This is a genomic window from Wolbachia endosymbiont of Laodelphax striatellus (assembly GCF_007115015.1).
Classification (GTDB): Bacteria; Pseudomonadota; Alphaproteobacteria; order Rickettsiales; family Anaplasmataceae; genus Wolbachia.
This window is the reverse complement of sequence record NZ_MUIX01000002.1, coordinates 129,300-153,818: the sequence shown is the minus strand read 5'-3', so window position 1 is coordinate 153,818 and position 24,519 is coordinate 129,300. Positions and strand designations below refer to the sequence as shown.

General features: G+C 35.1%; 17 protein-coding genes, 1 tRNA gene and 1 pseudogene. 8 read left to right on the top strand and 11 right to left on the bottom strand.

What is annotated here, in order from left to right; translation table 11 throughout:
• From BVG17_RS08490 to BVG17_RS08450, 8 genes and pseudogenes are all read right to left on the bottom strand, one after another.
• Window positions 1–841: reverse transcriptase domain-containing protein (locus tag BVG17_RS08490; RefSeq protein ID WP_177429426.1), on the bottom strand; the 841-nt coding region annotated here is incomplete at its 3' end.
• 435 nt (window positions 842–1,276) lie between these two features.
• Window positions 1,277–1,654, bottom strand: a complete 378-nt coding sequence (locus tag BVG17_RS09860; RefSeq protein WP_143688978.1) for a hypothetical protein — start codon at window positions 1,652–1,654, stop codon at window positions 1,277–1,279.
• The gene (locus BVG17_RS08475; protein WP_143688977.1) at window positions 1,654–3,060 is read right to left on the bottom strand and encodes a phage portal protein; all 1,407 of its coding nucleotides are present in this window, start codon (window positions 3,058–3,060) and stop codon (window positions 1,654–1,656) included. Before BVG17_RS08475 ends, BVG17_RS09860 begins: the two co-directional genes overlap by 1 nt.
• Entirely contained in the window at window positions 3,060–4,091 is a 1,032-nt protein-coding gene (locus BVG17_RS08470; RefSeq protein WP_063631091.1) for a PDDEXK nuclease domain-containing protein, read from the bottom strand. Before BVG17_RS08470 ends, BVG17_RS08475 begins: the two co-directional genes overlap by 1 nt.
• A 26-nt stretch (window positions 4,092–4,117) precedes the next feature.
• On the bottom strand, window positions 4,118–4,342 hold the full coding sequence (locus BVG17_RS08465; RefSeq protein WP_007302777.1) for a gpW family head-tail joining protein: 225 nt from the start codon (window positions 4,340–4,342) through the stop codon (window positions 4,118–4,120).
• Window positions 4,335–5,978: pseudogene (locus tag BVG17_RS08460) on the bottom strand (phage terminase large subunit family protein); the annotation flags it as partial. The pseudogene BVG17_RS08460 and the gene BVG17_RS08465, both read right to left, overlap by 8 nt.
• Before the next feature lie 9 nt (window positions 5,979–5,987).
• Window positions 5,988–7,091: an ankyrin repeat domain-containing protein gene (locus BVG17_RS08455; protein ID WP_241654229.1), complete on the bottom strand. Its 1,104-nt coding sequence runs from the start codon at window positions 7,089–7,091 to the stop codon at window positions 5,988–5,990.
• Window positions 7,092–7,306: 215 nt separating this feature from the next.
• A complete protein-coding gene (locus tag BVG17_RS08450) occupies window positions 7,307–10,006 on the bottom strand; it encodes a PD-(D/E)XK nuclease family protein (protein WP_172793444.1) in 2,700 nt (899 codons plus the stop codon).
• Between the two features lie 107 nt (window positions 10,007–10,113).
• Between BVG17_RS08450 and BVG17_RS08445 the strand changes: the two genes are divergently transcribed.
• From BVG17_RS08445 to BVG17_RS08415, 5 genes are all read left to right on the top strand, one after another.
• A complete protein-coding gene (locus BVG17_RS08445) occupies window positions 10,114–13,203 on the top strand; it encodes a phosphoribosylformylglycinamidine synthase subunit PurL (protein WP_063630611.1) in 3,090 nt (1,029 codons plus the stop codon).
• Between the two features lie 844 nt (window positions 13,204–14,047).
• Window positions 14,048–14,125 (top strand) — tRNA-Arg (locus BVG17_RS08435).
• An 82-nt stretch (window positions 14,126–14,207) separates the two neighbouring features.
• On the top strand, window positions 14,208–15,326 hold the full coding sequence (gene dnaJ, locus BVG17_RS08430; protein ID WP_063630612.1) for a molecular chaperone DnaJ: 1,119 nt from the start codon (window positions 14,208–14,210) through the stop codon (window positions 15,324–15,326).
• Window positions 15,327–15,495: 169 nt separating this feature from the next.
• Window positions 15,496–17,130 (top strand): ribonuclease J, encoded by a 1,635-nt coding sequence (locus BVG17_RS08425; RefSeq protein ID WP_063630613.1) that lies wholly within the window; start codon window positions 15,496–15,498, stop codon window positions 17,128–17,130.
• A gap of 447 nt (window positions 17,131–17,577) precedes the next feature.
• Window positions 17,578–18,834, top strand: a complete 1,257-nt coding sequence (locus BVG17_RS08415; RefSeq protein ID WP_026092717.1) for a Tol-Pal system protein TolB — start codon at window positions 17,578–17,580, stop codon at window positions 18,832–18,834.
• Window positions 18,835–18,872: 38 nt separating this feature from the next.
• Here the strand turns inward: BVG17_RS08415 and gatC are convergent, their stop codons facing one another.
• Window positions 18,873–19,226 carry an Asp-tRNA(Asn)/Glu-tRNA(Gln) amidotransferase subunit GatC gene (gene gatC, locus BVG17_RS08410; protein WP_063630615.1) on the bottom strand — a complete coding sequence of 118 codons (354 nt, stop codon included), beginning with the start codon at window positions 19,224–19,226 and terminating at the stop codon, window positions 18,873–18,875.
• Entirely contained in the window at window positions 19,216–20,136 is a 921-nt protein-coding gene (locus tag BVG17_RS08405; RefSeq protein WP_063630616.1) for a ribose-phosphate diphosphokinase, read from the bottom strand. The genes gatC and BVG17_RS08405 overlap by 11 nt, the downstream gene beginning before the upstream one ends.
• A 412-nt stretch (window positions 20,137–20,548) precedes the next feature.
• On the opposite strand from BVG17_RS08405, the gene BVG17_RS08400 reads away from it, so the two are divergent.
• The 3 genes from BVG17_RS08400 to BVG17_RS08390 all read left to right on the top strand — a co-directional run bounded on the left by BVG17_RS08400 (window position 20,549) and on the right by BVG17_RS08390 (window position 23,296).
• A complete protein-coding gene (locus BVG17_RS08400; protein ID WP_063630617.1) occupies window positions 20,549–20,746 on the top strand; it encodes a hypothetical protein in 198 nt (65 codons plus the stop codon).
• A gap of 303 nt (window positions 20,747–21,049) precedes the next feature.
• Window positions 21,050–21,949: a DMT family transporter gene (locus BVG17_RS08395; protein ID WP_143688976.1), complete on the top strand. Its 900-nt coding sequence runs from the start codon at window positions 21,050–21,052 to the stop codon at window positions 21,947–21,949.
• Window positions 21,950–21,988: 39 nt separating this feature from the next.
• Window positions 21,989–23,296, top strand: a complete 1,308-nt coding sequence (locus BVG17_RS08390; RefSeq protein WP_063630627.1) for a UDP-glucose dehydrogenase family protein — start codon at window positions 21,989–21,991, stop codon at window positions 23,294–23,296.
• A 17-nt stretch (window positions 23,297–23,313) separates the two neighbouring features.
• Here the strand turns inward: BVG17_RS08390 and BVG17_RS08385 are convergent, their stop codons facing one another.
• Complete coding sequence (locus BVG17_RS08385; RefSeq protein WP_063630619.1) at window positions 23,314–24,459, bottom strand: MFS transporter; 1,146 nt, start codon at window positions 24,457–24,459, stop codon at window positions 23,314–23,316.
• Window positions 24,460–24,519 lie beyond the last annotated feature (60 nt).

Genomic DNA, 24,519 nt, shown 5'->3' with positions numbered 1-24,519 from the left:
AGTCGTCTGCGTACCTGATTACATTCACTCCACTTCTGATTTTTCCTCTTCTTTTGCTACCTAATTTACCAAAGCGACTTTCTAATAACTGTTCAAGACCATCTAAGGTAAAGTTAGCTAGTATTGGAGAAATTATACTTCCTTGCGGAGTGCCAGCAGTTGTGGGATACAGAGTTTTCGATTCTAGGAAACCAGCCTTTAACCAACTATGAAGAATTTTCTTTTCCATAGGAATATGCTTCATAAGCCATTCATGGTTAATGTTGTCAAAGCACCCTTTGATATCACCTTCTAGTATCCATTGTGGTCGATTGCGTCTTGCCAGTAATAAGTGACAAGCAGCAATAGCATCCGCGCAGGATCTTTTAGGTCTAAAGCCATAGGAGTGACGATCACTGATCGTTTCAGCTATCGGTTCCAGAGCAAACAGATATAATGCTTGCATCGCTCTATCTTTTATCGTGGGTATACCGAGAGGCCTTCTTTTGCCATTAGATTTACTGATATAAATTCGTTTGAGCGGAGAAGGTTTATATCCTCTTTGTTTTAACAGCTTTATTCCTTGAAATTTAGCATTGCAAGTTGACCATAGTTGACGATCTACACCTGCTGTGGTTTTTCCTTGGTTTTCAGTTACTCTCTTAACAGCCAAAGCTTTTCCGCTAAAAGAGCGTGTGAGAAGATGTTGTAAAGCTTTTACCTTACCCCATCTTCCTTCTTGGACAGCCTTAACAATACGTCTTTGTAGCCTCACAATAACTTTCTGGCATTTCTTCCATGGCAATTGCTTCCATGCTTCAAAGCTTTCGGTAGATGCACTTACAGGTTTACTTGTAATCATCTGCTTTCCTACCTTAAGTGGTTAACAAAGTTTCTTGTCACGAGGGACCAAATGGAAGTCTGCTCGTTTTCACGCGAATTAATGTTACAAATTCTATCCATTTCGTTACAAAATGGCATTCGCTTTCTCCATTCTCCTTTACCTGCACTTCCATCAGCATTCCTTGCGGTTTGCTTGCCATGTAGGCGAAAATACAGGCTTACCCTGTTTCTCCAGTCATACAACAGTGGGTTAGGTGGCTTCTCTATACCGGTGGAATTATTATTTGCGTACATCTAGAAATGAAAAATGTAACTTATCCACATTACCTTTTGGTCAGAGCTTATCAGCATCTTTAGCTCCTTAATCATTACGATACTTATGAAGCTTCACTTACGTTCACCATACCACTAGCCTAGCTCTCCAACCACATGATACTTGTAGTTTATGCTCCTCTCACGATTGAGCATCTTCTTTTTCAAGAGGAGGTTCATTGTCCGCATCGCTTGGCACCAACCGGTTGCCCGATTCGCACTGATGCGTAGACTCAGACGGCAAAACATCTGGTTTAATAAGTTTTAGAATCCTTTCAGTTTCTTTCTGAATGAATTCCTCTCCTTTTAAACAATATGACCGAAGACTTTCAGGTCGCACCATTTCATCAAACGCACCTGGTTTTTTCGTCAAGATTCCATGAATTGGTATAATTGCAGTTCTTTCTACGTTACTTTTGATGGAGTGCTTTATGTTTTTAAACGTGGGATGTTTTTGATTGTTTAATGACAATAGCTCAAAACTCCTTGGTTCAAGCATTAATGGTTTTCCTAAGAGCATCATAATCCTTTGCAATCAGAGTCAAACATTAAATTGAGACTATTTGCACGCTTTTTATCTTCTGCTATTTCTTGATCTATTTCTTCTACATCGTAACCCATTTCTGATACTACTTCTGCTCGACTTTTGAAGCCATTCCTTACTGCCATTTGCTGTGCTTGTTGATCTTTTAAAGGATCCACCCAATCAAATCCCTGTGGTATCCATTTCACTTCTTCTTTCGCTGCTTTTACTACTTTTTCATCTATACTTAGTTCTCCACAAAGCACTGCTAATTCTAGCCATCTATTCCAAATAGGTCTACAAAACTGGAACACTATTACGTTATGCTGTAACATTCCACACCTTCTGCGAAACTCTATCAGCCCTGCTCGAATGGATGAATAATTAACACCGGTTAAATCTCCTGTTAGTTGCTCATATGTTATTCCTGTGCCTATTGCTATTGCCCTCAGTTGCTGTCTCATGAATGCTTCATAACTTCCTCCTACATCTGATGGCTCTGAAAATTTTATGTCCTCTCCTGGGTCTAAAAGCTGCATTGTTCCAGGTTCTAGGCCAGATAGTGCTACTCCTTGCTCATTACTTTCACTTTCACCTAAAATATTTGCTTCTGGGTCAAGCCTTGTAATAAATCCAGCAAACATCGCAGCAGTCTTTTTTCGTACTAATTCTGCATCATCATACTGGTCAAGTTCGTAAAGTTTTAAAAGCACGTTAGAAAGCCAAGGCTCCCCTCTAATTTGTCCAGGTCTTAATGGTCTATAAATATGTAAAACATCATTTGCTGGTACTCTCACTGATTCACCAAACGAGCCTTCACCAGGGTGTTCTTTAAATAGGTAATATGCTTCTCTTTGCCCAAGCCTGTTAAACTCAATGCCATTACGGATTATGTTACCATTTGCTAAAGTTTGATTTGTTTTATTATCTAAATGTTCAGATTCAAGTACTTGTAATTGCAGAGGTACACACAGACCATCTTCAGGTTTTCGGATCCGCAGACGTACAAAACATTCTCCTCCCTCTATCATACTTCTGCATACTAGAGCTTGTAATCCATAAAAATCACTTATTCCACAGCTATCTGCTTCATCTGTCCATTTTAGCCATAATTCTTGCACCTTCTTTCGAAATTCTCCATCTCTTGCTTTTGATTGCGGTTTTATTCCTGTTCCAATAGAGTTACTTACTATTGTATCAATAATATTTGCTGCATATGGATTTTTTCTTACCATATCACGAGAGCGGCTACGTAAAGTTTCAAGGTTTTGAGACAGCAAATTATTTATGCTTCCCGCTTCTCCTTGCCAATACATTACCCTTCTTCCTGAGCCTGCTGCATCCCATGCTGAGCTTTTTATCTTTGGCTTACTAAATAGTTGTTTGAACGATTTTAATAGCATTACTTTTCCTGATCTGAAACTTTGGATAACTCAGCCTCTAGCTCTTCTACTGTTGGTAAAGCTGCCTTTATATTCTTTGGTAGATTTTCAGTAATTTTATATTCTGCCAACCCTATCGGTTTATTTATGTCTTTCAGTGTATACTTAGCTAGTACGTTATCCTTTGACTTGCATAAAATTAATCCTATAGATGGTTGATCTGTCTCATGCTTTAGTAAATCATCAACGGCTGAAAGATAAAAATTCATTTTTCCTGCATATTCTGGCTTGAAATCTTTATCTTTTAGCTCAATTACTACAAAGCAACGTAACTTTAAATGGTAAAACAATAAATCAATATAGAAATCTTTATTTCCAACATCTAAGTGAAATTGCCTACCTACAAATGCAAATCCTTCTCCTAGCTCAAGCAGAAATTTTTCCACATGGCCTACAAGACCTTTTTCTACTTCTCTTTCATGAGCGTCATCTCCTATACTCAAAAAATCAAAAATATATGGATCTTTTAATGTATAATGTGCCAAATCTGACTGGGGAGAAGGTAACTTATCTTTGAAGTTAGTAACAGCTTTTCCTTGACGTTTGTGCAATTCACGTTCGATTTGCATCACCATTATACTACGTGACCAGCCGTGCTCTATAGCTTTTTGAAAATAAAATAGTCTTTCTTTTGGATCTTTTACTTTATCTAAAATAACTACAATATGAAACCAAGGCAATTGTGCAGCAACCTGCTGCGTAAATTCAGTATCTTGATATTCTGCAGCAAATTGACGCATATAAGTAAGATTCCTAGCACTAAATCCCTTCATTTCTGGAAATGCGCTTCTCAAATCCTTACTTAGCTGATCTATGATTTTAGCACCCCAACCATGTTCTTTTTGGCGCCTTAAGATCTCTGTACCAATATAGTGATAAAGCACAATGAGTTTGCTATTTACTGCTAGTGCTGCTTTATAACGACTAGTAGCAATCTGTTCTTTGAGCTGCTCTAAAAATTCTGTATATTCTTTTGCTATAATTTTTGTCATACGGTTCCTTTTAACGATTTTTATCATTATATGATCCCTTTACTCGTTGAAAAAACAATCTTTCTCTTCGGTTTCATTCCAACAATCTTTAGCTCAGCTTTAATACGTTGTCTTAAGTTTAGTAAATCATTTATCTGAACTTCAGCATATCTCACTACATGGTCACCATATGCAATTGATACTACTCGCTCTCCGTTTTGCAGCTTCTTTATCGCTTCTTCGACTTGAACTAAATACTCTTCGTTATACATTTTCCAGCCACTTACTCTGTCTTACTTTCTTAGGTTTTTTACTTTCTATTTTTCCACTCAAACTATTCCATTTACTCTCTGGCCAACGATCGATTCCAAGCGCAATAGATGCTGCTCTTGCGTAAATTCGGCAATCTAGTACTTCATTTCTTTCTCTTACTTTTTGCCACTCTTGTTTGGTGTATCCTTTTACTACCTTGCTGACTAATTGCTCTGCCGTTAGCTGCTTAAAATATTCAGGTGCATACTCCGGAAAATGACAATATCCTGCTGGCACTTTCTCTTCTTCTTTCAAAATATTAAGTAATTGAAAAAGCTCTGACTTTAATATCGATACTCCTACTGGCCATAGCTTTATTCCTCTTTTTAGCTTTTGACCACCAACTGTTATATCAACTCTACTTGGGCTGCTAAGTGGCACTAGGGCTTTATTTACACCTTTAACTGCCATTACTCTTCCAGATCCTTGATGACCTCTTACCCAGTTGTATACTTCTTGCGTTGCATATCCAGCATCTACTGCCATCATACTTATCATATATTCAAGCCCATTTTCACCGATAAAATGATGATTGAGGAGCTCCGAAAGCTTTCCCCATACTTCTCCACCTCCTGTATCTCCTTCAAATACTCGGTAGTCTATTGACCAACTTTCACGACTTTTTCCCCATGCTACAACTTCCACCTCTAGACGATCTTTTTGGACATCTACTCCTGCAGTAAGTACCACTTCTCTCCTTGGTACTGTGCCAATCTGAAAAAATTCTCTCCTGTTAAATAATTGCTTCCAATCAGGTACTTCTCCTTTATCTACCCAAGTTTCTCCAAGCGTAGTATTTATCCAAACTTTCAGTAATTGTTCACTTTCTTTTGCATGGAGAAAATCTTCTACTGCTTGTTGCCAACTATACCAACCAACTGGGCTATAAAGACTTGAAAGATGAAATCCTTTTTTCTCACCTTTTACTCTATTAGTAGGTCTCCATTCTCCACGATCTAGCATCTCTGTCTTTTGATGATTTTCTATTTTGCCGCTACATTCAGTGCAGACATAATGTGCTGTTCTTGAGTCGTTATTTTCCCATTTTATTTGTGACCATTTTAGAACTTGATAGTAATTACAATGCGGACATGGTACAAAAAAATATCTCTTATCTGTTGCTTCAAATTCCTTCTCAATTCTGCTTATTCCATGAATTGTTGGTGTTGATACTAAAAAAATCTTTCGCCGTGCAAATGTATTGGTACGAGCTATGCTGAGTAAAACTGGATCTCCTTCTCCTCCTGAATCTCCTGGATATGCATCTATCTCATCAAGAAAGAGATATTTTACTGGCATAGAACGAAGTCCTACACTGCTATTTGCTCCAGTTATTACTACTATTCCACCTGGAAATTCCTTACTTTGTACAGTATTGCCTGAGTCTCTTGATCTTGGGTCTTTTACTTTACTTTTTAAACATGGTGTACTTTCAATCAGTGGTGCAAATCTTCCCTTTGACCAACGTTTTCCCATTTCAACTGTCGGCTGTACTACTAGCATTGGCCCTGGCGTTTGATCGATGATATAGCCAATCCAATTATTTCCTGCTTCTGTTCCCCCAATCTGCGCTCCTTTCATGAATACTACTTTTTCTGGGTAAGGTCATATTGTACCACTCACACCAATGCAGACGTATTTCTTCCGTAGCTCTTTTTGTATATGACCTTTCAGATATTCTTTTACATCTAAATGCCCGTTTCTAGTAGCATAATTCAGAGCAGTGTCCTCATATTCATCTTTCACGTTAACATTTGCTTTTGCTGTTTCTATCAGGTACTTTACTACCTCTAAATAGCCACTTCCAGCAGCCCACATTAGAGCAGTTCTTCCATAGTGATCTGTTGCATTAATATCTTCTTTCTGTTTTTCTATCAGGTATCTTACTGTTTCTAATTGACCACTTTTAGCAGCTGAAAATAATCCTGCATGATTGTTCATCATTTGTGCAAATGATAATGTTTTTAGTTTAGAGGGTTGTAATTCTTGAGTATTAAAGTTTAATTGCGCTGGAACAATTTCTACTTCAAGCTCTACATGTTCTCTTGTGAAACGATCAAGTAGGCTTTTTACTTGATCAATTGTTTGAATTCTTACCTTATAATACCGCGATAAAGAATTGATTATTTCCCTGTTGTTAAGAAAAAATATCACTAATTCTATTTTACCTGTTAAATCTTTAGCATAGATTGAGTATTCTATATTTAATCTATCTTGTGAAATATTTCGTATTCTCTCACTCTCTGTCCAAATTCTTACCTGTTCATTAATTCTCTTACTTACAAGAAAATTATATAATTCACTATCTTCTTCCTTCATTTTTTTGAGCTCATCCTTACAGTCATACCAATAAGATGATAACTCTGGTATACAAGTAGGAAGAGGCAAGCGAGGTATTGACATATCAAGATTAGCTATTAAATGATATCTAGTTAGAAGCTTTGCTATCTCCGTATGGCCATTTACAATAGCATATGTTAGGGAAGAGAATTGACCTTTACGTTTCACATTTAAATCAGCTCCATTTGCTATTAGAAGTTGTACTACCTCAAGATGACCATGGGCAGCAGCATGAATTAGAGCAGTTATGTTTCGCGGAGATTCTGCATTAACATTTGCTCCCTCTTCTATCAAGTATTGTAATATCTCTAGCTGTCCTTTTTTAGCAGCATCAATTAGCTGCGCACTTAGCTGTTTTTGTGATGGCATATACCCCTCCTAAAGTAAATATACAATTTAAAGCTATTTTAGCCACTATTCAAGTTTTAATGGCTAAAATTGATTGAATCACTTTTTAGTGTTTTTTTATGGTTGTTTGAGTCTAGCAAAGATGAGTCTATATCACAATCCAGTAATTCTCCTACTGCACTTAGTAAACCAGCTGTACAACCAGCTATTTTGATCTGGATGAGAGGAGATATAATTTATAACCACTCCCCTATCCTTTCTAGTTGTTTGTAGCTATTAAATCTCAGGAATTTATCAAAATAAGGAGAGGCAATAAAGGGAGTAGTATCTCTTAAATAATGAGATAAGAAATCTGGTAGAATATTCTGAAATTCATGCATTTTTTGTCTATAATTTTTCAAAGCAATAACCTTTATTTTATCATAATCAAGTTTCCAATAAGCAAGCTCCGAGACTTCTTTTTTTGTTGTGTATTCCACTGCTAAAGCTTGTAAAATTAATTGCGGAAAAAATCCTGACATAACTTCTTCATTGGAAGGTGGTGAACCAAGTTTATAGTCTATAATTGTTACTTGCTCATTTGACAAATATTCCACTCTATCGCATCTTGCCGCCAGTGAAATTTCTTCTGTCATTCGAGTAGCTTGACACTGATCATGAAATATTGGATAAGAAAATTCCCTCTCTAATTCGACATGATTGTTTCCAGTCCTATCAAACTCAACAAAAGATTGAATTATCCTCTGCAACCTTACCCACCACATATTTGAAAAGTGGAATCGATTAGACGAGAATATTTCTCGTGCAATACTCATCAGCGACTTTTCGTTGCGTAAATATCTTACAAGAATATTGTGTACCATAGTGCCAAACTCCAATATCGATGGCTTAAAATTTAAGTCTTTCAACTGTCTAAGGTTCAGTATGTATTCAACATAAAATGAATAAGGGTTACGAATCAGTTTTTCTACCGCACTGCAAGACATCACTTGCATTTTTTCTTCTCTGACTTTGGCTTGAGGTTTTGGCATAGGCTGAGTACATGGAACAATGCACTCAGGTGTATTTAATATTCTTAGCCAATTGCGATAAGGATATTTTGTTCTTTGTAACAGAATCTCCCAACGGTGTAATAGAATTGATTTTCTATCACTGATTAGCCTCGTAATATAAACCTTGCCGGCACCAAATAAATTGCGCAAAGTATACAAAAAGTACCCTTGCTCTTCTTGCACAGAAGGAAGGTTAAATTTTTCTCTATTCAGTGCACTCAAAAACGGATTCTGAAAATTTGGTATATCATTAAATCCAGCAAGTATTACAACTTTATTTTGATATAAGCTAAATTTATCAAAGTTATTTTCTGAAGAAAAAAACTTCCTTTTTAAAAATAATACCAGAATTTGACTATATAACTCTAAGGAACACTCAATTGCTATACCGTCACATGCATTTAAGAAATCGCGAGTAAAATTACCTATTTCACCATTTAGCTCTAGAAAATTCACATTAGAAAGCACATTAACACACTGTAAATGAGCTGCTACTATAGCAGAAATAGGATGATTTATAAGATTAAGTAAAAGATTAAATATAATTTCTAATCTACTGATAATAATTAATATATCTTCTTTATATCTTAACTTTTTACAAGTACCAATAGCGTTGATAATATCCTTAAGACCATTTATATCAAAGCTACGCAATACTTCTATCTCAAACTCAGATAAAATACGAGTGTACTCTTCTTGAGCGTAACCAAAAGTCACTAGCCTATGTTTAAGAAGAGAAAGCAATGCCACACCGTTCCATTTTGAGTTCAAAATCTCAATACTATAAAGCAGAAGCGTCACATAAGAATAGTTTTCCGATATGGGGCACGCCATACGAACTGCAAGTAATTTATCAAAAACAAACAAAGAAACGTTTTCATAACCTTCATTCTCTATAATTAGTGACGTCACCTGTGCTTCTTCCTCTCTGGAATCACAAGTGATGACTTCAATATTGCCAATATATCCATTACTAACTTTACTTAGATCGGCAGTTGTATCAAAGACATAATCTAGCTCAGAACTGCCTGTCATCCCAGCCCTCTGATTTTTAGTGTACGAACATTGTAATTTGCAGGTAATTTGAGTAGTAGATGATGTCATCCCAGTGCTTGACACTGGAGAACACGCTTCTGGCAGAAAACTTACATCCTCTCTGCCTATACTTAAATAATCGAGCAGATCTTTCAGGCAATATTGATAATGTTTTTTATCAAGTGATTGCCAATCTTTCTCTTTAATTTTCAAATTCAGATTAGGTAAAATTATCTTTCCAAATGGCAGGTCGTATACAGCTTTAATCAACGACTTATAAATCTCCTCCTTCCCAATTCCAATAAAGATCATATGCTGATCTTTCTGCAGGGAGGCTATCATATTGTTTATGTAGTCACTCTTATGCTTTAGTATATCTACTACTCCTAAATTTTTTAAAGTGTTACTCCAAGTTTTGATAAGTAAGTTTATGAAATTCTCTATTTTCTTCGAATGCTCATCAAGCTGATAACAATCCGCTATTTGGGTATATTGAAGTAATGACGGCAAACTGTAAACTAGATCGATTGGAAAACTATCATTGTGTTTTTTATTCCACTCCAATATGAATTGAATGAGTAGCAGCGTTCTCTTTGTCGGGTTAATAACTTTAACTCTATCAAGATTTAATATTAAATCTTCTTCATCAATATTCTCTAGTGAAACTATCTCTGGCAAAATTATAGTTCTGTAATTCTTGAATGCACTCAACAATGCTATCACATCCCTCTTGCAGGGAAGTATGATCTTTATTTTAGGAATTTCTCTTCTTTCATATTCAGAAAATATGTGTTGAACCAATACATTGAAAAAGGACTCATCCACGTTAACGGTAAAAACTCTTCCCACTAACAGTAACAATTAATACAATATCTTATTATATAGAAATCACTCAAAATATAAATGTGCTCACAGTTTCTTATGCTATGATATATTAAAGTCTTTCACAATATTACATGGCAAACATCAGAATAGAAGTTTTTAATAAATGTGAACAAGTTGGCCGCAGAAGGATAGTTAATGTTTACTTGATTTACATAAGCAAAGAATTACCATCAAAATTACATGAAGAAATTTGTGGGCTATTTTATAATAAAGCCATACAAGACTGCCGTTATTATTCCTACAATGAAAACCTTGAAGAAGTTCAATATAACTTCATAGAACCACAAGCAAAGTGGGGCTTGGAGATAAGCTTTCTGCCTGGCATGACCGATAACGTAGGCAACACGGTAAAACAAATTGTTAGAGAATATCTAATGAGCAAAGGCCACATTGATGAAAGTGTTTCTATCAAGGCAAGAAGTTCAAAATTGATTCTAAGTCAAGGAGGTTTTCCAACCGAAGATGACATAAAACAGGAATTCAATCCTATTACTGAATATTGCACACTTGTCTATAAAGAAAACGGCAATTGCCATTGGAAGTATTACAGTAAACCAAATACCCCACCTGGTGTCATTACAGCGCGTGACCAGGAAAAAAAAGAATGGATTCCAGTGTCAAACACTGGGATGACACCAGGTAATAATGGAGCAAAATCTGTCAAACTCAATGTAAGTGACCAAGAGCTTGAAAAAATCAGCAGAGATGGAATCGATGGTAATGGCACTTTAGGGCTCTCGCTGGCAGCAATAAAAGCTATAAAGGATTACTTTAAAAAACTCGGTAGAAATCCATATGATATTGAACTTGAGTCTCTGGCACAGACTTGGTCTGAACATTGTAAACACAATATTTTTTGCTCCCCTATTGATGAAATAAAAGATGGTCTATATGCTCATTATATTAAGCGTGCAACGCGTGAGATAAATTCTAACATATGCGTGTCAGTTTTCTCCGACAACGCAGGAGGAATAATTTTTGATGACGATTACTTGATTGTAGATAAAGTTGAAACTCACAATAGTCCTTCAGCTCTCGATCCGTTCGGTGGAGCAATGACTGGAGTGCTTGGAGTTAATCGAGATATAGTCGGTTTTGGCAAAGGTGCAGAACCTATCATGAATACTTATTACTTTTGCTTTGCAAAAGAATCAAAAGGCAAACTTTATAGAGATAAAGAGCGCACTGATGAGATCTTACCGCCAAAATATATAATGAAAGAAGTGATTCACGGTGTTAATGTTGCTGGTAATTGCTCCGGTATTCCAACGCAACTTGGATCGGTATACTTTGACGATAGATTTTGTGGAAAGCCGTTAGTCTTTGTTGGCAGTGTCGGAATTATTCCGCGCAGTATAAATAATGTACCTTCACACATCAAAGGGCCTAAAAACGGCGATAAAATCGTAATTATTGGTGGAAGAGTTGGAAGAGATGGAATTCACGGTGCAACTTTTTCTTCAGAGGCATTGTCGGGAAACAGCCCTTCAACAATTGTGCAAATTGGTGACCCTATAACACAAAAAAAATTATCCAACGCCGTCGTAGAAGCAAGAGATCTTGGTCTTTATAATGCAATAACAGATAATGGAGCAGGCGGTCTATCATCGTCCATTGGTGAAATGGGAAAAGACGGATTTGAAGTTGATTTGAGCAAGGTTCTCATTAAAAACGATGGTATGGCTCCGTGGGAAATATGGATATCAGAATCACAAGAGAGAATGACCTTAGCAGTGCCAGAAGAAAATCTTCCTGCGTTTAAGCAAATCATGAAAACACATGATGTGGAGGTCTGTGTAATTGGAGAATTCAACAAAAGTGGCAAAGCCGTTGTTAAATGTCCCCCAGAGGCAGCAATAATGGACATCGAAACTGAATTTCTGCATGACGGTAATCCCAAAGTGCATTTACAGACGAAACCGTGGTCTAAGAAGTCTGCTGTATACTTTCCTGTCATGCAAGTAGCTGACACTGGAATCCAGCAGGTAAAGCCTGCAAACATTTTACGCCAAAATTCATCTAATGGTGGAATTGAATGTGAAATGGATTCCAGTTTGCATGACACCCTTTGCGTGTCAGCTACTTGCATGACATCAAGCCAAGAAACTGAACTAAAAGAAATGCTGAGCAGACCAAACATTTGCAGCAAAGAGTTCATAGTGGTACAATATGATCATGAGGTTCAAGGGTCGTCAGTGCTGAAACCACTGCAGGGCAAGGGAAGAGTGTGCAGTGAAGCTATTGTTTCAAGACCAATCCTTTCTTCAAATAAAGGTGTTGTAAAATCGCAAGGATTTGGCTCAAGTTATGGAGAAATTGACACTTATCACATGGCAGCATGTGCGATTGACACTGCCATACGCAACTACGTAGCTGCAGGAGGAAATATAAATCATCTAGCGTTGCTCGATAATTTTTGCTGGTGCGATGCTTATAATCCAGAAAGGTTGTGGCAACTAAAGAGAGCTGCAGAGGCTTGTTACGACTTTGCAACTGCATTTAAAACGCCATTCATATCCGGAAAAGACAGTATGTTCAATGACTTCAAGGGATATGACGAAAATGGCGAGAAAGTGATGATATCTGCACCACCTTCATTACTCATTTCAGCAATTGGAGTTATAGACAATATTGAAAATGCGGTATCGCTTGATGTAAAAATGCCGGAGGACTTGATATATGTGCTTGGTACAACCCACGATGAGCTTGGTAGATCTGAATATCAGTTATATAGTGGAATAGATAATAACAACGTGCCAAAAGTTGATGCAAAGAGCGCTAGAAAGTTGTATGAACGTTACAACCAGGCAATAAAAGATGACATAATTGTCTCTGCAATTGCACCAAACTTAGGCGGCTTAATTATTGCTCTGGCAAAATCGCTAATTGCAGGAGACCTTGGTGCTGAAATTGATCTTTCACTAGTACCAATAGGAAAAAAACAAAATACAGACATAATAAACAAGATAATAATGTTTTCTGAATCGCAAAGTAGAATATTAGTAACCATTGCCCCGCAAAATCAGCGGAAGTTTGAAGAATTGTTTAAAGGTATAGTTTTTTCATGTATTGGAAAAGTGACAGAGGAGAAAGCTCTCAATATAAAGGATATTATAAGAATAGATTTGAAAGACTTAGGTACTAGTTTAAATAACTTTTGATTACGCTAGACAAATTTTTCATTATGTGTAATGTCTGATTAAAATAAATGCATGTTATTAAATTTGGGTAGGTGATTATGTCCATTTTATCAATACTCTTGCTTATCAGTCTTTCTTTACTTAACACTTCAAATAAATTAATGATATGTGCTACCTTATTTGTAGGAGCTACTTTAGTTGTAAACTCAATGGTTGAGTTTCATGGTAGAAGCAAAGCTACTTACAGCTTAATAGTGTGTACGGTGATATGCTGTCTTTTTAAATTGCAAAATTTTAGTTTGGTAATATTGGTTTCATATACTGCAATTCTAGTCTCTCTTCTCTCAAGCATAGTTATTTTAAAAAAATTAAAGTCCAAATTGAATTTTCATATGGCAAATTTCATCACTTTAATTATAGCATCAGTCATTGATAGTACGATTGTTTGTGTTGGACTACTATACAAAATTTCTGCAGGTAAATGCTTATCAAGATATATTAAAGATTTAATTTTCAAGTTTTCCTATGCATCGATATTGAGTATCTGCTTGTTTGTAGGAATGTATTTATTCTCCTTGGCAAGCAAGAAGTATTTTAAGGTCTCTGCATAACCCGTCTTCTTATATAGCCAAAATAGTTTATACAACCGTCATTCCGCTATTTGTTAGCAGTTTGGCAGTATAATGTGAAAAGCTCTTATTCGGATAGCGGTTCTAAAATCACAGTAATCGGAAATTGTTAATTTAAGTTATTCTTTAAGAGAGCTGGTACAATTTCTTACAGGTTTCATACATGATAAGAGTTTTATTTTTAGCCAAAACAATTGAAATAAGCTATAAAATCTGTTAAAGTCAACTTTGTGCAAGCACCCTTAGCTCAGTTGGATTAGAGCATTTGACTACGGATCAAAAGGTCGGGCGTTCAAGTCGCTCAGGGTGCACCATATTTTATAGGAAATAGAGGTCATGCTTGAAATTGATATGTGTAATACCTATCTTTAAAGGTAAAATACTGAGCTATTATATATGAACAAAAAAGACTATTATGATCTGCTAGAAGTGAGCAGAAATGCTAGTACTGACGAGATAAAAAAAGCATATAAAAAACTAGCATTAAAATATCATCCTGACAGAAATCCTGGTAATAAGGAAGCAGAGGAAAAATTTAAAGAAGTAACAGCTGCATATGAAGTTCTATCTGACTCTGAAAAAAGAGCAGGTTATGATCGTTATGGTCACGATGGTGCTTCCGGTGGATTTGATTTCAGCCAAGCTGGAGGGGATTTTAGCGATATATTTAACGATTTTTTTGGTGGAGGATTCGGCGGCAGTACAAGTAGGTCAAGAACAAAAAGAAGTACAACAGTAGTATCTGGAGCAGATCTGCGCTACGACCTTAAAATTACCTTAGAAGATGCATTTAAAGGAATACAAGCACCTATACATTATGTGACAAATATAAAATGTAATACATGCCAAGGCACAGGTAGCGAAGGAGCAATCAAACCAGTTCAGTGCAACACATGCCAGGGAAGCGGTAGAATTAGAACTCAACAGGGCTTTTTTACCATTGAAAGAACGTGTACTACATGCTATGGGGAAGGAGAAATAATACAAAATAAATGTAAGAAATGCGGTGGAAGTGGGCGTAAAAGAGATGAAGTAAATATCTCCGTTTCAATTCCAAAAGGCATAGAAGAAGGAGCTAAGGTAAGGGTCAGTGGTAAAGGAGAAGCTGGAGCAAGAGGTGGAAAAAGCGGAGATTTATACGTATGTGTGAAAATAGCTACTCATCAGATCTTCACTCGCAATAGAGCAGATTTACACTGTAAAGTGCCTATAAGAATGACACTAGCAGTACTTGGTGGTGAAATCGATATTCAATCAATTGATGGAGCTAAAATAAAAGTAAAGGTCCCTGAAGGCACTCAAACTGGTACCAAACTACGTTGTAGGGAAAAGGGTATGCCATATATGAACTCACATGCTCGTGGTGATTTATACGTACAGGTAATAGTTGAGACTTTAAATCCAAAGAATTTAACCCAAAAGCAGATTGAGCTATTAAAAGCGCTTGAGGAAGAGGAACATGAAAGTGTAGAGCAGAAATCTGAAGGATTCTTTGGAAAAGTAAAAAAAAAATGAGAAATTTGCTAAATGATATAAAGAGGTAGCTGTCTACACTTAATTCTTCTTACCAATTTGAAAGCGTTCTCTTTTAGTGAAAAGATTTTTTTAAGTTATGCAAAAGTGATAAATTCCTTTATTTAAGGTCGAAGTTTTGCTATCCTCGCATTTTAATAATTTAAAATTAATGAACATAAACAAAAATGAGTTTTTATTTCTTCCTCTTGGAGGAGTAGGAAGGATTGGGATGAACGTTAGCCTATATCATTATCAAGGCAAGTGGATTATGATCGACCTTGGTATCGGTTTTGCAGATGAAACTATGCCAGGTGTTGAGCTACTCATTGCTGATGTAGATTTTATTGCTCAAAGAAAAAAAGATTTGCTTGGAATAATAATTACACATGCACATGAAGATCACTGTGGTGCAGTGCCTCATCTGTGGGAAGATTTGCAATGTCCCATATATACAACAAAGTTTACAGTTAATTTTCTCAAGGAGAAACTAAAGGAGTTTCGATTGGAAGGTGTGGTACCTGTGAAAGAGGTAGACATAAATGGCAGCATAAATTTGGGTCCTTTTACCGTTGAGTTTATAAATGTAACTCACTCAATTCCTGAGGCAAATTCAATATTAATTAGCACTGAAGCAGGTAGTGCACTTCATACTGGGGACTGGAAATTTGATCCAAAACCTGTTGTTGGATTAATTTCTAATATAGAGCGTTTAAAAGAAATTGGCGATAAAGGTGATCTACTTGCAGCAATTTGTGATTCAACAAACATACTGAGCAAACACGACCCTGAATCAGAAAGTGAAATTTATGATAATATTTACAATATAATAAAGCGGTCTAAAAAATTGGTTGCTGTCTCGCTATTTGCCTCGAATGTGGCACGAATTGAAACAATAAGCCAAGCTGCAAAAGCACTAAATAGAAAAGTGGTTTTGCTTGGCAGATCTTTATGGAGAATAGTGAAAGTTGCTCAGGATAGTGGTTATTTAACTGATTCTCCTGAGTTTCTAGAAGCAAAGGAGGCAGTAAATTTTCCAAGGGAAAAGCTGGTGCTACTTTGCACAGGTTGTCAAGGTGAGCCACTGGCAGCTACCGCAAGACTTGCCGCTAAGAGTCATCAAGCATTTAAAATGCAGCAAGGTGATACCATGATCTTTTCATCAAAAATCATTCCTGGCAATGAAACTCGTGCACATAACATGCTCAATGCCTTTATTGAGATGGGAGTGGAAGTTATTACTGAAAAAACAGAGAATGTTCATGCTTCCGGACATCCAGTAAAAGCAGAGCTAAGGGAAATGTATTCTTTGATAAAACCTAAGATGTCTATTCCGGTTCATGGTGAGTATATTCATACGGATGCACATGTAAAGTTTGCTAAAGAGTGCGGTGTGAAAAAAGCAATAATGATTGCACCAGGTGATATTGTTAATTTGGAAAATGGGGAAAAAGTTAGCTCCATTGATGTCGACTACTTTGGTATTGATGGTATGTTACTCCGTCATCCAGAATGCAGCGTTATAAAAATGCGTGAGAGAATGAGAGATGCCGGAGCTATCGTAGTGACAGCAGTTGTAAACAAGAAAAATAAACTGCTTGCTAAGCCAAAAGTATTTGCACCTGGTGTTTTCGAAGCGCAAAAAGATGCAGCCATTATGCAAAAGATCATAAAGAAGGTTGAGTCAGCATTTGACTCACAACCGATAAAAAAAATAAGAAATAAAATTGAGAGCTCAATATTTAGTATCTTAAAAGAATATTTACTAAAAAGACCTATAATTGAAGTCCAGATAGAACAGGTATAGAAATACACCTTTTTTTTATTAACCATTATTTGAGTAAGAAGTTAACAATGTATTCTTTGATGTTATTTCAGCATGCAATACTGGAATCCGTAAAAAAAAATCAGTGTCAGATCACACAACTATACAAACATTGTGATTTGAATCTACCAGAAGGGTGCCATCTCAACGCCCATGCAAACATTGTAGTTTTAGAGCAATCTCCACCAGTAGGGTGTCATCCCAGTGCTCTGAAACTGGAATCCAGTTTTTCATGCAACCTTGTCAAAGACGTTTATTTTAGAATAAAACAGCTACTTTTATGCTTGCCACCTCAGTGCACTTACTTGCAGTCAAATTTCTGGATTCCAGTGTCAAGTACTGCAGAAATTGATTTACTCTACTGTCATGCAGTTTAACTTCAAAAGTAAGCTATTTGCTGAGATGACAGGAGGTAATGCAAGAAATCTAATGAAGCTATTCGTTCAACTGGTGTTATTTATTTCGTTATTTATTCCTTATTCCACAAAAGCTGTTTTATATGTTGATATAAAAAAAAGCAATATTGGTAATATTGATCTTGTTGTATCTAAATGTGCATGCAAGACAGAAGTGGAAAGTGAGCTAAGTGAAAGCATCACAAAAGTAATTGAAACAAATCTATCTAATTGTGGCTTATTTAATGTGAAACGTGACGCGAAAGTTGAGTCTTGGAAAAGCGATACTGTAGTCACAGTAAGTTTAAGTGAAGTATCAAACAGAAATTTAGAGCTATCTTTTCGTTTATCTGACAGCTTTACAAACAGAGAATTGCTTACTCAGTCGGTTGTTTTTCTAGCAAAAGACTGGAGGAAAATTAGTCATCTTGTTTCAGATCTGATACATGATAGATTGATTGGTGAGAAAGGGCATTTCAATACAAAAATTACATATATCGCTGAAGAAAAAGATAGCAATTACAAATCCGTCCGTAAAATTGCTGTGATGAATCAAGATGGAAGTAATATAAAGTACTTAACAAATGGTGAGAAATTTGTGTCAACACCAAGATTTTCACCAAATGGAAAGGGTATTGTTTATATCTCATACACAAATGGTAAAAGTTATATAATATTAAAAAATTTAAAAGATAACACTGAATCAATAATCAGCGCATTTGAAGGAGTTATTTCTGCACCAAGATTTTCTCCTGATGGTAAATCTCTTTTTATTTCCCACTCATTGAGTGGTGAAACAAATATATTATCTCTAGACTTAAACAGTAAACGAACAAAAAAAATTACTAAAGGTTCAGCTATAAGTACTTCTCCCTCTTTGTCTCCAGATCAAAAGTACATGGTTTTTAGTTCTGATATAAGTGGAAGTCAGCAACTATATATCATAGATTTCACTAAAAAAAGCAAAAAACCCAAGAGAATTAGTTTTGGAAATGGAAGATATGCTACACCTGTTTGGTCGCCAAAAGGAGATCTGATAGCTTTTACAAAAATTCAGTCAGGAAAATTTTACATAGGAGTTATGAAGCCAGATGGCAAAGAAGAGCGCTTGCTTTCAGAGGGACATAAAATTGAATCTCCGGCATGGCTACCAAACGGCAGAGAAATTATCTTCACTAACGCAGAATCACCAAGCAACTCTAAATTATATTTGGTAGATTTAGTAAAGAAAAATCAAAAAATGGTTTTTACTCCAACGAATGCTTCTTTACCAGATTGGTCTTATTTTTGAAAGTAGATCTATAAAATCGTTATAAATCTTGCTTTATCTTAATCGTTTATAACCTTCGGTACTACGAAATACCCATGCTCCGATTTTGTATTGGATAATATTTCTTCTTTAATGTTTTGAGAATTTATAATATCATCGCGTACATGAATATCCTTATCTATAGTTCCATAACGCATAGGAGAAACACCTTCAGTATTAACTTTCAACAAAGTATCATGTATCCAATCCAGCATTGTCAGTTCTTTTGAGTAGTATTGAATCTCATCATCGGATAACTTAATCCTCACAAGCTGTGCAGTTTTAAGCATTTCTTCTTTAGTAATTGTTATTTTTCTCTTATTTGCAAATTCTATTAACGAAGTGATAAGATCTTCTGTTGATCTAGCTGGCACTTTTACCTCCTTGCATAAAGCAAATTAAAATATTTGCAATTGAAACAACCTCTATCTTATCATTTTTTTCGAATTTGTGAAATATGGTGTCCGTAATTACTAATTTATCCAAAGAAGAGGAAGAGATTTTTTCAACTGCATTTCCTGAAAGTATGCCATGTGTAATGCATGAAACTACAGACTTTGCTCCTCGGTTTTTTAAAGCAAGAGCTGCATTACATAATGTTCCGCCAGAGTCAACTATATCATCAACAATGACGCAATTTTTGTTTGCAACTTCTCCGATTACATTCATTACCTCAGATGTACCTGCTTTTTCTCTATATTTATCTACTACAACAATATCATTATCTAACTTGTGTTTTTCCTCTAAAATCTTTGCAAAAGCACGAGCTCTGCCAATTGCTCCAACATCAGGCGCAACTATTGCCAAGTTTTCCTTATATATAGAGTTAACAAATACTTCAAAACAGCTTAGATTAGTAACTGATATATCAAAAAAACCTTCAATTTGACTTGAATGCAAATCAATAGCAGCAACGCTATTTGCACCTGCAGTTTGAATAAGATTTGCAACTAATTTAGCACTTAAAGCAGATTGCATATTATTGTTTTTAATAACCCTATCCTGCCTACTGTATCCATAATAAGGAATAATAGCCGTTATTCTCTTGGCTCCTGACCTCTTTGCTGCATCAATTGTAAGAAGAAGCTCCATAAGGTTATCATTTACAGGAGAAGAAAGAGATTGTACTACGTATACTTCTTGATTATGTAGATCATTTGCTACTTCTACATTTACCTCACCATCGGCAAATTTTGACGCCTGAGTAGAAAATAGCTGAGCATTTAGCCCACTTGCTATTAAATCTCCTAATTGTTTACTAGCGCTACCTATTATTACCTTCATATATACCAATTAAGTTTTGAAAATTATACAGAAACCATGGAATGATTAAAACTTTATTCTTGCCGTCAAGTAGCTCATAGAAAAGAAAAAGTTACTCGAAACATTTCACTAATTTCCTTATCATGATATGTATAACAATGTTACAAAAAATAATATCATAGAATTCAATAGGATAATTCCTAGAAAACCCCTACATACTAAAAAAAGCAAAATGCTGTTAAAATGAGCTTAAGAATAAATAGCAAACATCTAACATAACAATTCTATTTGTAAATCAGGTGAGACTTATCCTATAGAAAGCTTTCGAACTACGCAAGCGTATCTTTTGCTTTTAGTATTTCTTTAAACCTGCTGCAAAAGAGTAGGAATGGTTATAAAATAGGGAGGTATAGCAAGAGAATAGAGAGGGAAGATGAGCTTAAACTACCATAATCTAAAAGAACATCCGAGAAATTTTCGAGATGTAACAGGTTTGAAAATAGAAGAATTCGAAAAGATTGTAGAAAAAGTGCGCCCAGAATGGGAAAAAGTTCAAGAACAGAAGAAATGCCATGGAAGAACGTCAAGATTGCCTGTATTGGAAGATAAAATACTCTGTATAATTCTATAGACCTGCTGCAAAAGAGGAGATATTTAAAGAGAGATGTAGCAAGAGGGAATGAGCTTAAATTATCAAATCAACGTTATTCTACTTTACCTCACTAGCATTTTCCTTACTTGAGCCTTACTATTACTCACAAATATAAACGTTCGTTACATAGCTCTTAATATGTCTAAAGAGACGAAATTTCCCGAATTATTTATAATGAACCCTTACGATCACATTCTGGGGACGTACATCAGAAAACTTTTATATTATTAGTTTTGTAGTAAAATTATATGAGTACATCGTATCTATTAAATCAGAAGCTTTATGGATTACAGATTGAGAGCTTATTTGTTTGGGGTTATCTGGTTTATACTTAGCTTACTTAGTAGTGTAGCTAATGATACTATATCAAAATATCTAAGTTTACATCTTCAGAGTTTTGAAATAATTTTTTTCCGCTTTCTGTTTACCACTATTACCCTTGTACCTTTTATGTTTTACTATGGAATAGAAACTTTTAAAACAAGTCAAATATCTACTCAAATAACCAGGGGTGGGTTGTTGTTTTGTGGAATGACCTTATGGACTTACGGGTTGACTGTTTTCCCCATAGTAACTGCAACGATTATAAGTTTTTCTATACCATTATTTGTTATACTTCTTGCAATCCCTTTGCTAAACGAAAATATAATTTGGCAAAGATGGATAGTAACTGTTATTGGCTTTGTTGGTATTGCTATTACTACCAAAGCTCATAGTGAAGATTTTAATCCTAAAATTCTTATTTTTATTGTATCTGCATTGATCTTTGCTATATTGGATATACTTAATAAGAAACTTGTAACAAAAGAGTCAGTAATAAGTATGTTATTTTATTCAGCTCTAACGACAACTATTTTTTCTACTCCACCTTTGTTATTTTGTTGGCATGTGCCTTCCTTGTTGGAATTAGTATTACTGCTGATTTTGGGAATTAATTCAAATCTAATTTTGCTCTTTATGTTAAAAGCTTTTACTCTTACTGATGCTACTGCACTTGCACCGTATAGATACATAGAGCTAATAATTTCTGCAATAGTAACATACGTTATATTTAATGAATTACCTGATAAAAGTGCTTTATATGGTACTTTGATATTAATACCTTCAACCTTATTTATAGCTTATTCGGAAGGTAAGGCAATTAAGAAAAATAGTGTAACAACAAAAGTTTATAATTGTTAATGGTATTTATTTTAGATGCTAAGCTATATTTTTAAGGTAATGCACATAACTATTATAGGAGTAGGGTATGTAGGATTAGTATCTGGTACAATGTTATCGGAGCAGGGCCATAAAGTTGATTGCATTGACATAAATACTGAGAAGATTGAACTTTTGAAATCAGGGAAAATTCCTCTATATGAACCTGGATTAGCAGATTATTTAGAGAATAATATAAAGTCACAAAGGATAAGATTTTTTGATTCGTATTCTCAAATAAATCCCAATACAGAAGTAGTATTTATAACTGTAGATACTCCATCAGACTCCCTAGGAAATGCAAATTTAAAGAATGTATATAATGCAGTAAGTGAAGTTTCTGAAAGAGTTAATCAAGATTGCTTAATAGTGATAAAGTCAACTGTTCCTCCTGGTACTGCAGAAAATATACATAATTATTTATCTAATAAGGGCTATAACTTTGATTTAGGAGTTAATCCAGAGTTTCTCAAGCAAGGCTCTGCAGTATCAGATTTTTTATACCCAGATAGGATAATAATAGGAGTAAAAACTAAGCTAGCTAGAGCAAAACTAGAAGTTATATATAGATCATTTATAGATAAGAATATTCCGTTAATAGTCACTGATACAGTTACTGCTGAAATGATTAAATATGCTTCTAATGCTTTTCTAGCAACAAAGGTTGCTTTTATCAATGAGATGGCAGGTTTATGTGAGCTATTAGGAGCAGACATTGACCTTTTAGCTAACAGTATGGGAATGGACCATAGAATAGGTAAGGAATTTCTCAAAGCTGGTCCAGGATTTGGAGGATCATGTTTTCCTAAAGATTTGTCAGCTTTAATAAGGCTTGCTGAAGACCACAATGTTAAGCTACAAATTTTAAATTCAGTTAAGGAATCTAACTATAATCATATAACAAACATTGCTAAAAAGGTAGAATATGTATTAAATGGAGTCCAAAATAAAAAAATAGCGATATGGGGGCTAACTTTTAAGTCTGGTACTGATGATGTAAGAAATAGCCCAGCTATAGATATTGCAAAATTGTTAGTGAATAACAAGGCTAAAATTACTGCATATGACCCAATGGGGATAGATAATGCTAGGCAAGTTCTAAAGGATATAGAGTACGCGGATAATGCTATAGGGGCTGCAAGGGACGCGGAAGCCTTGTTATTGTTAACGGAGTGGAAAGAATTTAAAAATCAAGATTTTGCAAGTTTAAAGAGTATTATGGCTGCACCTAATGTTTTTGATTTCCGTAATTTATTAGATAGCGAGCTATTACTAAGATATGGTTACCATGTTTATTCCTTGGGTAAAAAATCTATCTACAAAGTTTAACTGTTAAGAATTTTTTTTTACACCGCTTTACTTATTTTTTTTAGATCTTTGCTTGATAGTATGGAAAAGCAAACGAGTGCAACAACAGAGCAAATGGAAAAAAATGAAAACATAATACTGTTACCACAGTGCTTAACAAGCACTCCTAAGAGCACGCATGAAAATATTGAACTTGCAATATACCCAAATAATCCTGTTAAGCTTACAATTGCACATACATTATTTTGTGGAGCAATTTCTACAGCTATAACACCTGTCAGTACTTGCACTCCAAATATAAAGAATCCTGACAAGATTGCACCAAGGTTCATAAGAATTATATTTTGACCAAAGTTCATTGCAATAAAAGTGAGTGCTATACCCAACATATAAAGTGATGCCAGCAAGCTTCTATTTTGAAAGAAGTACATATCACTAATTCTTCCTGTGATTAAAGTTCCAAGGATTCCACCTAAATCATATACGCCTGTTATTAGTGAGGATTGTACAAGAGAAATTTGTAATTTATCCTTTAAAATTATAGGAAACCAAAAGAAGATTCCCATTTTTATAATATAAGCACAAAAAGTAGCACAACATAGAAACCATATAGAACTTTTCACTTTGATACCTATCTGAGATTTTTGCACCTTATAATAGGTAGTAAAGTTGGCGCTTTCTTTGTAATATGCTTTTAATATTATATAAATTCCAAAAAGTAAGCATAAGAAACCAGAGTACAAAAATGCACTTTTTGCATCATATATTTTAATTATACTTGGTAATACAATTAAAGTAATACAAGAACCAAGTTGCTGAGATGCGCTCATAACTCCCCATGATGATGCAATTGAAGAGATGCTAGAGTTTGTAACCATAAACTTGGTAATAGCTGGCCAACCTAACCCTTGTGTCCAAGCTAATAATATTAATGTTAACAGTAATAAAGTTAGATTATTATATGATAAAGTTATACCAATGGTTAATAATCCAGTTGCAATATTGCATAGCCCAAACATAAATAATGGATTATTTTTGGAGTCCATGATTATTCCATTAACAAATTTTGATACTCCATAAAAAAAAGAAAAGCAGGCAAAAAAATAGCTTAATTTTACATGGTCAGTATCTATTAACAGTGGCAGAGCAATTGGTATACTTTGTCTTGATAAATAAAGCAGCATATATCCACAGAAGAATAGTAAATATTGAAAGAAGACAAAGTTCACACCTATTCCCAAATA

Excerpts from the sequence above, each read along its gene's own strand:
- BVG17_RS09860 (WP_143688978.1), bottom strand. The coding sequence starts at position 1,654 with ATGCTCTTAGGAAAACCATTAATGCTTGAACCAAGGAGTTTTGAGCTA.
- BVG17_RS08475 (WP_143688977.1), bottom strand. The coding sequence starts at position 3,060 with ATGCTATTAAAATCGTTCAAACAACTATTTAGTAAGCCAAAGATAAAA.
- BVG17_RS08470 (WP_063631091.1), bottom strand. The coding sequence starts at position 4,091 with ATGACAAAAATTATAGCAAAAGAATATACAGAATTTTTAGAGCAGCTC.
- BVG17_RS08465 (WP_007302777.1), bottom strand. The coding sequence starts at position 4,342 with ATGTATAACGAAGAGTATTTAGTTCAAGTCGAAGAAGCGATAAAGAAG.
- BVG17_RS08455 (WP_241654229.1), bottom strand. The coding sequence starts at position 7,091 with ATGCCATCACAAAAACAGCTAAGTGCGCAGCTAATTGATGCTGCTAAA.
- BVG17_RS08445 (WP_063630611.1), top strand. The coding sequence starts at position 10,114 with ATGGCAAACATCAGAATAGAAGTTTTTAATAAATGTGAACAAGTTGGC.
- dnaJ (WP_063630612.1), top strand. The coding sequence starts at position 14,208 with ATGAACAAAAAAGACTATTATGATCTGCTAGAAGTGAGCAGAAATGCT.
- BVG17_RS08425 (WP_063630613.1), top strand. The coding sequence starts at position 15,496 with ATGAACATAAACAAAAATGAGTTTTTATTTCTTCCTCTTGGAGGAGTA.
- BVG17_RS08415 (WP_026092717.1), top strand. The coding sequence starts at position 17,578 with ATGAAGCTATTCGTTCAACTGGTGTTATTTATTTCGTTATTTATTCCT.
- BVG17_RS08405 (WP_063630616.1), bottom strand. The coding sequence starts at position 20,136 with ATGAAGGTAATAATAGGTAGCGCTAGTAAACAATTAGGAGATTTAATA.
- BVG17_RS08400 (WP_063630617.1), top strand. The coding sequence starts at position 20,549 with ATGAGCTTAAACTACCATAATCTAAAAGAACATCCGAGAAATTTTCGA.
- BVG17_RS08395 (WP_143688976.1), top strand. The coding sequence starts at position 21,050 with ATGGATTACAGATTGAGAGCTTATTTGTTTGGGGTTATCTGGTTTATA.
- BVG17_RS08390 (WP_063630627.1), top strand. The coding sequence starts at position 21,989 with ATGCACATAACTATTATAGGAGTAGGGTATGTAGGATTAGTATCTGGT.
- BVG17_RS08385 (WP_063630619.1), bottom strand. The coding sequence starts at position 24,459 with ATGCTGCTTTATTTATCAAGACAAAGTATACCAATTGCTCTGCCACTG.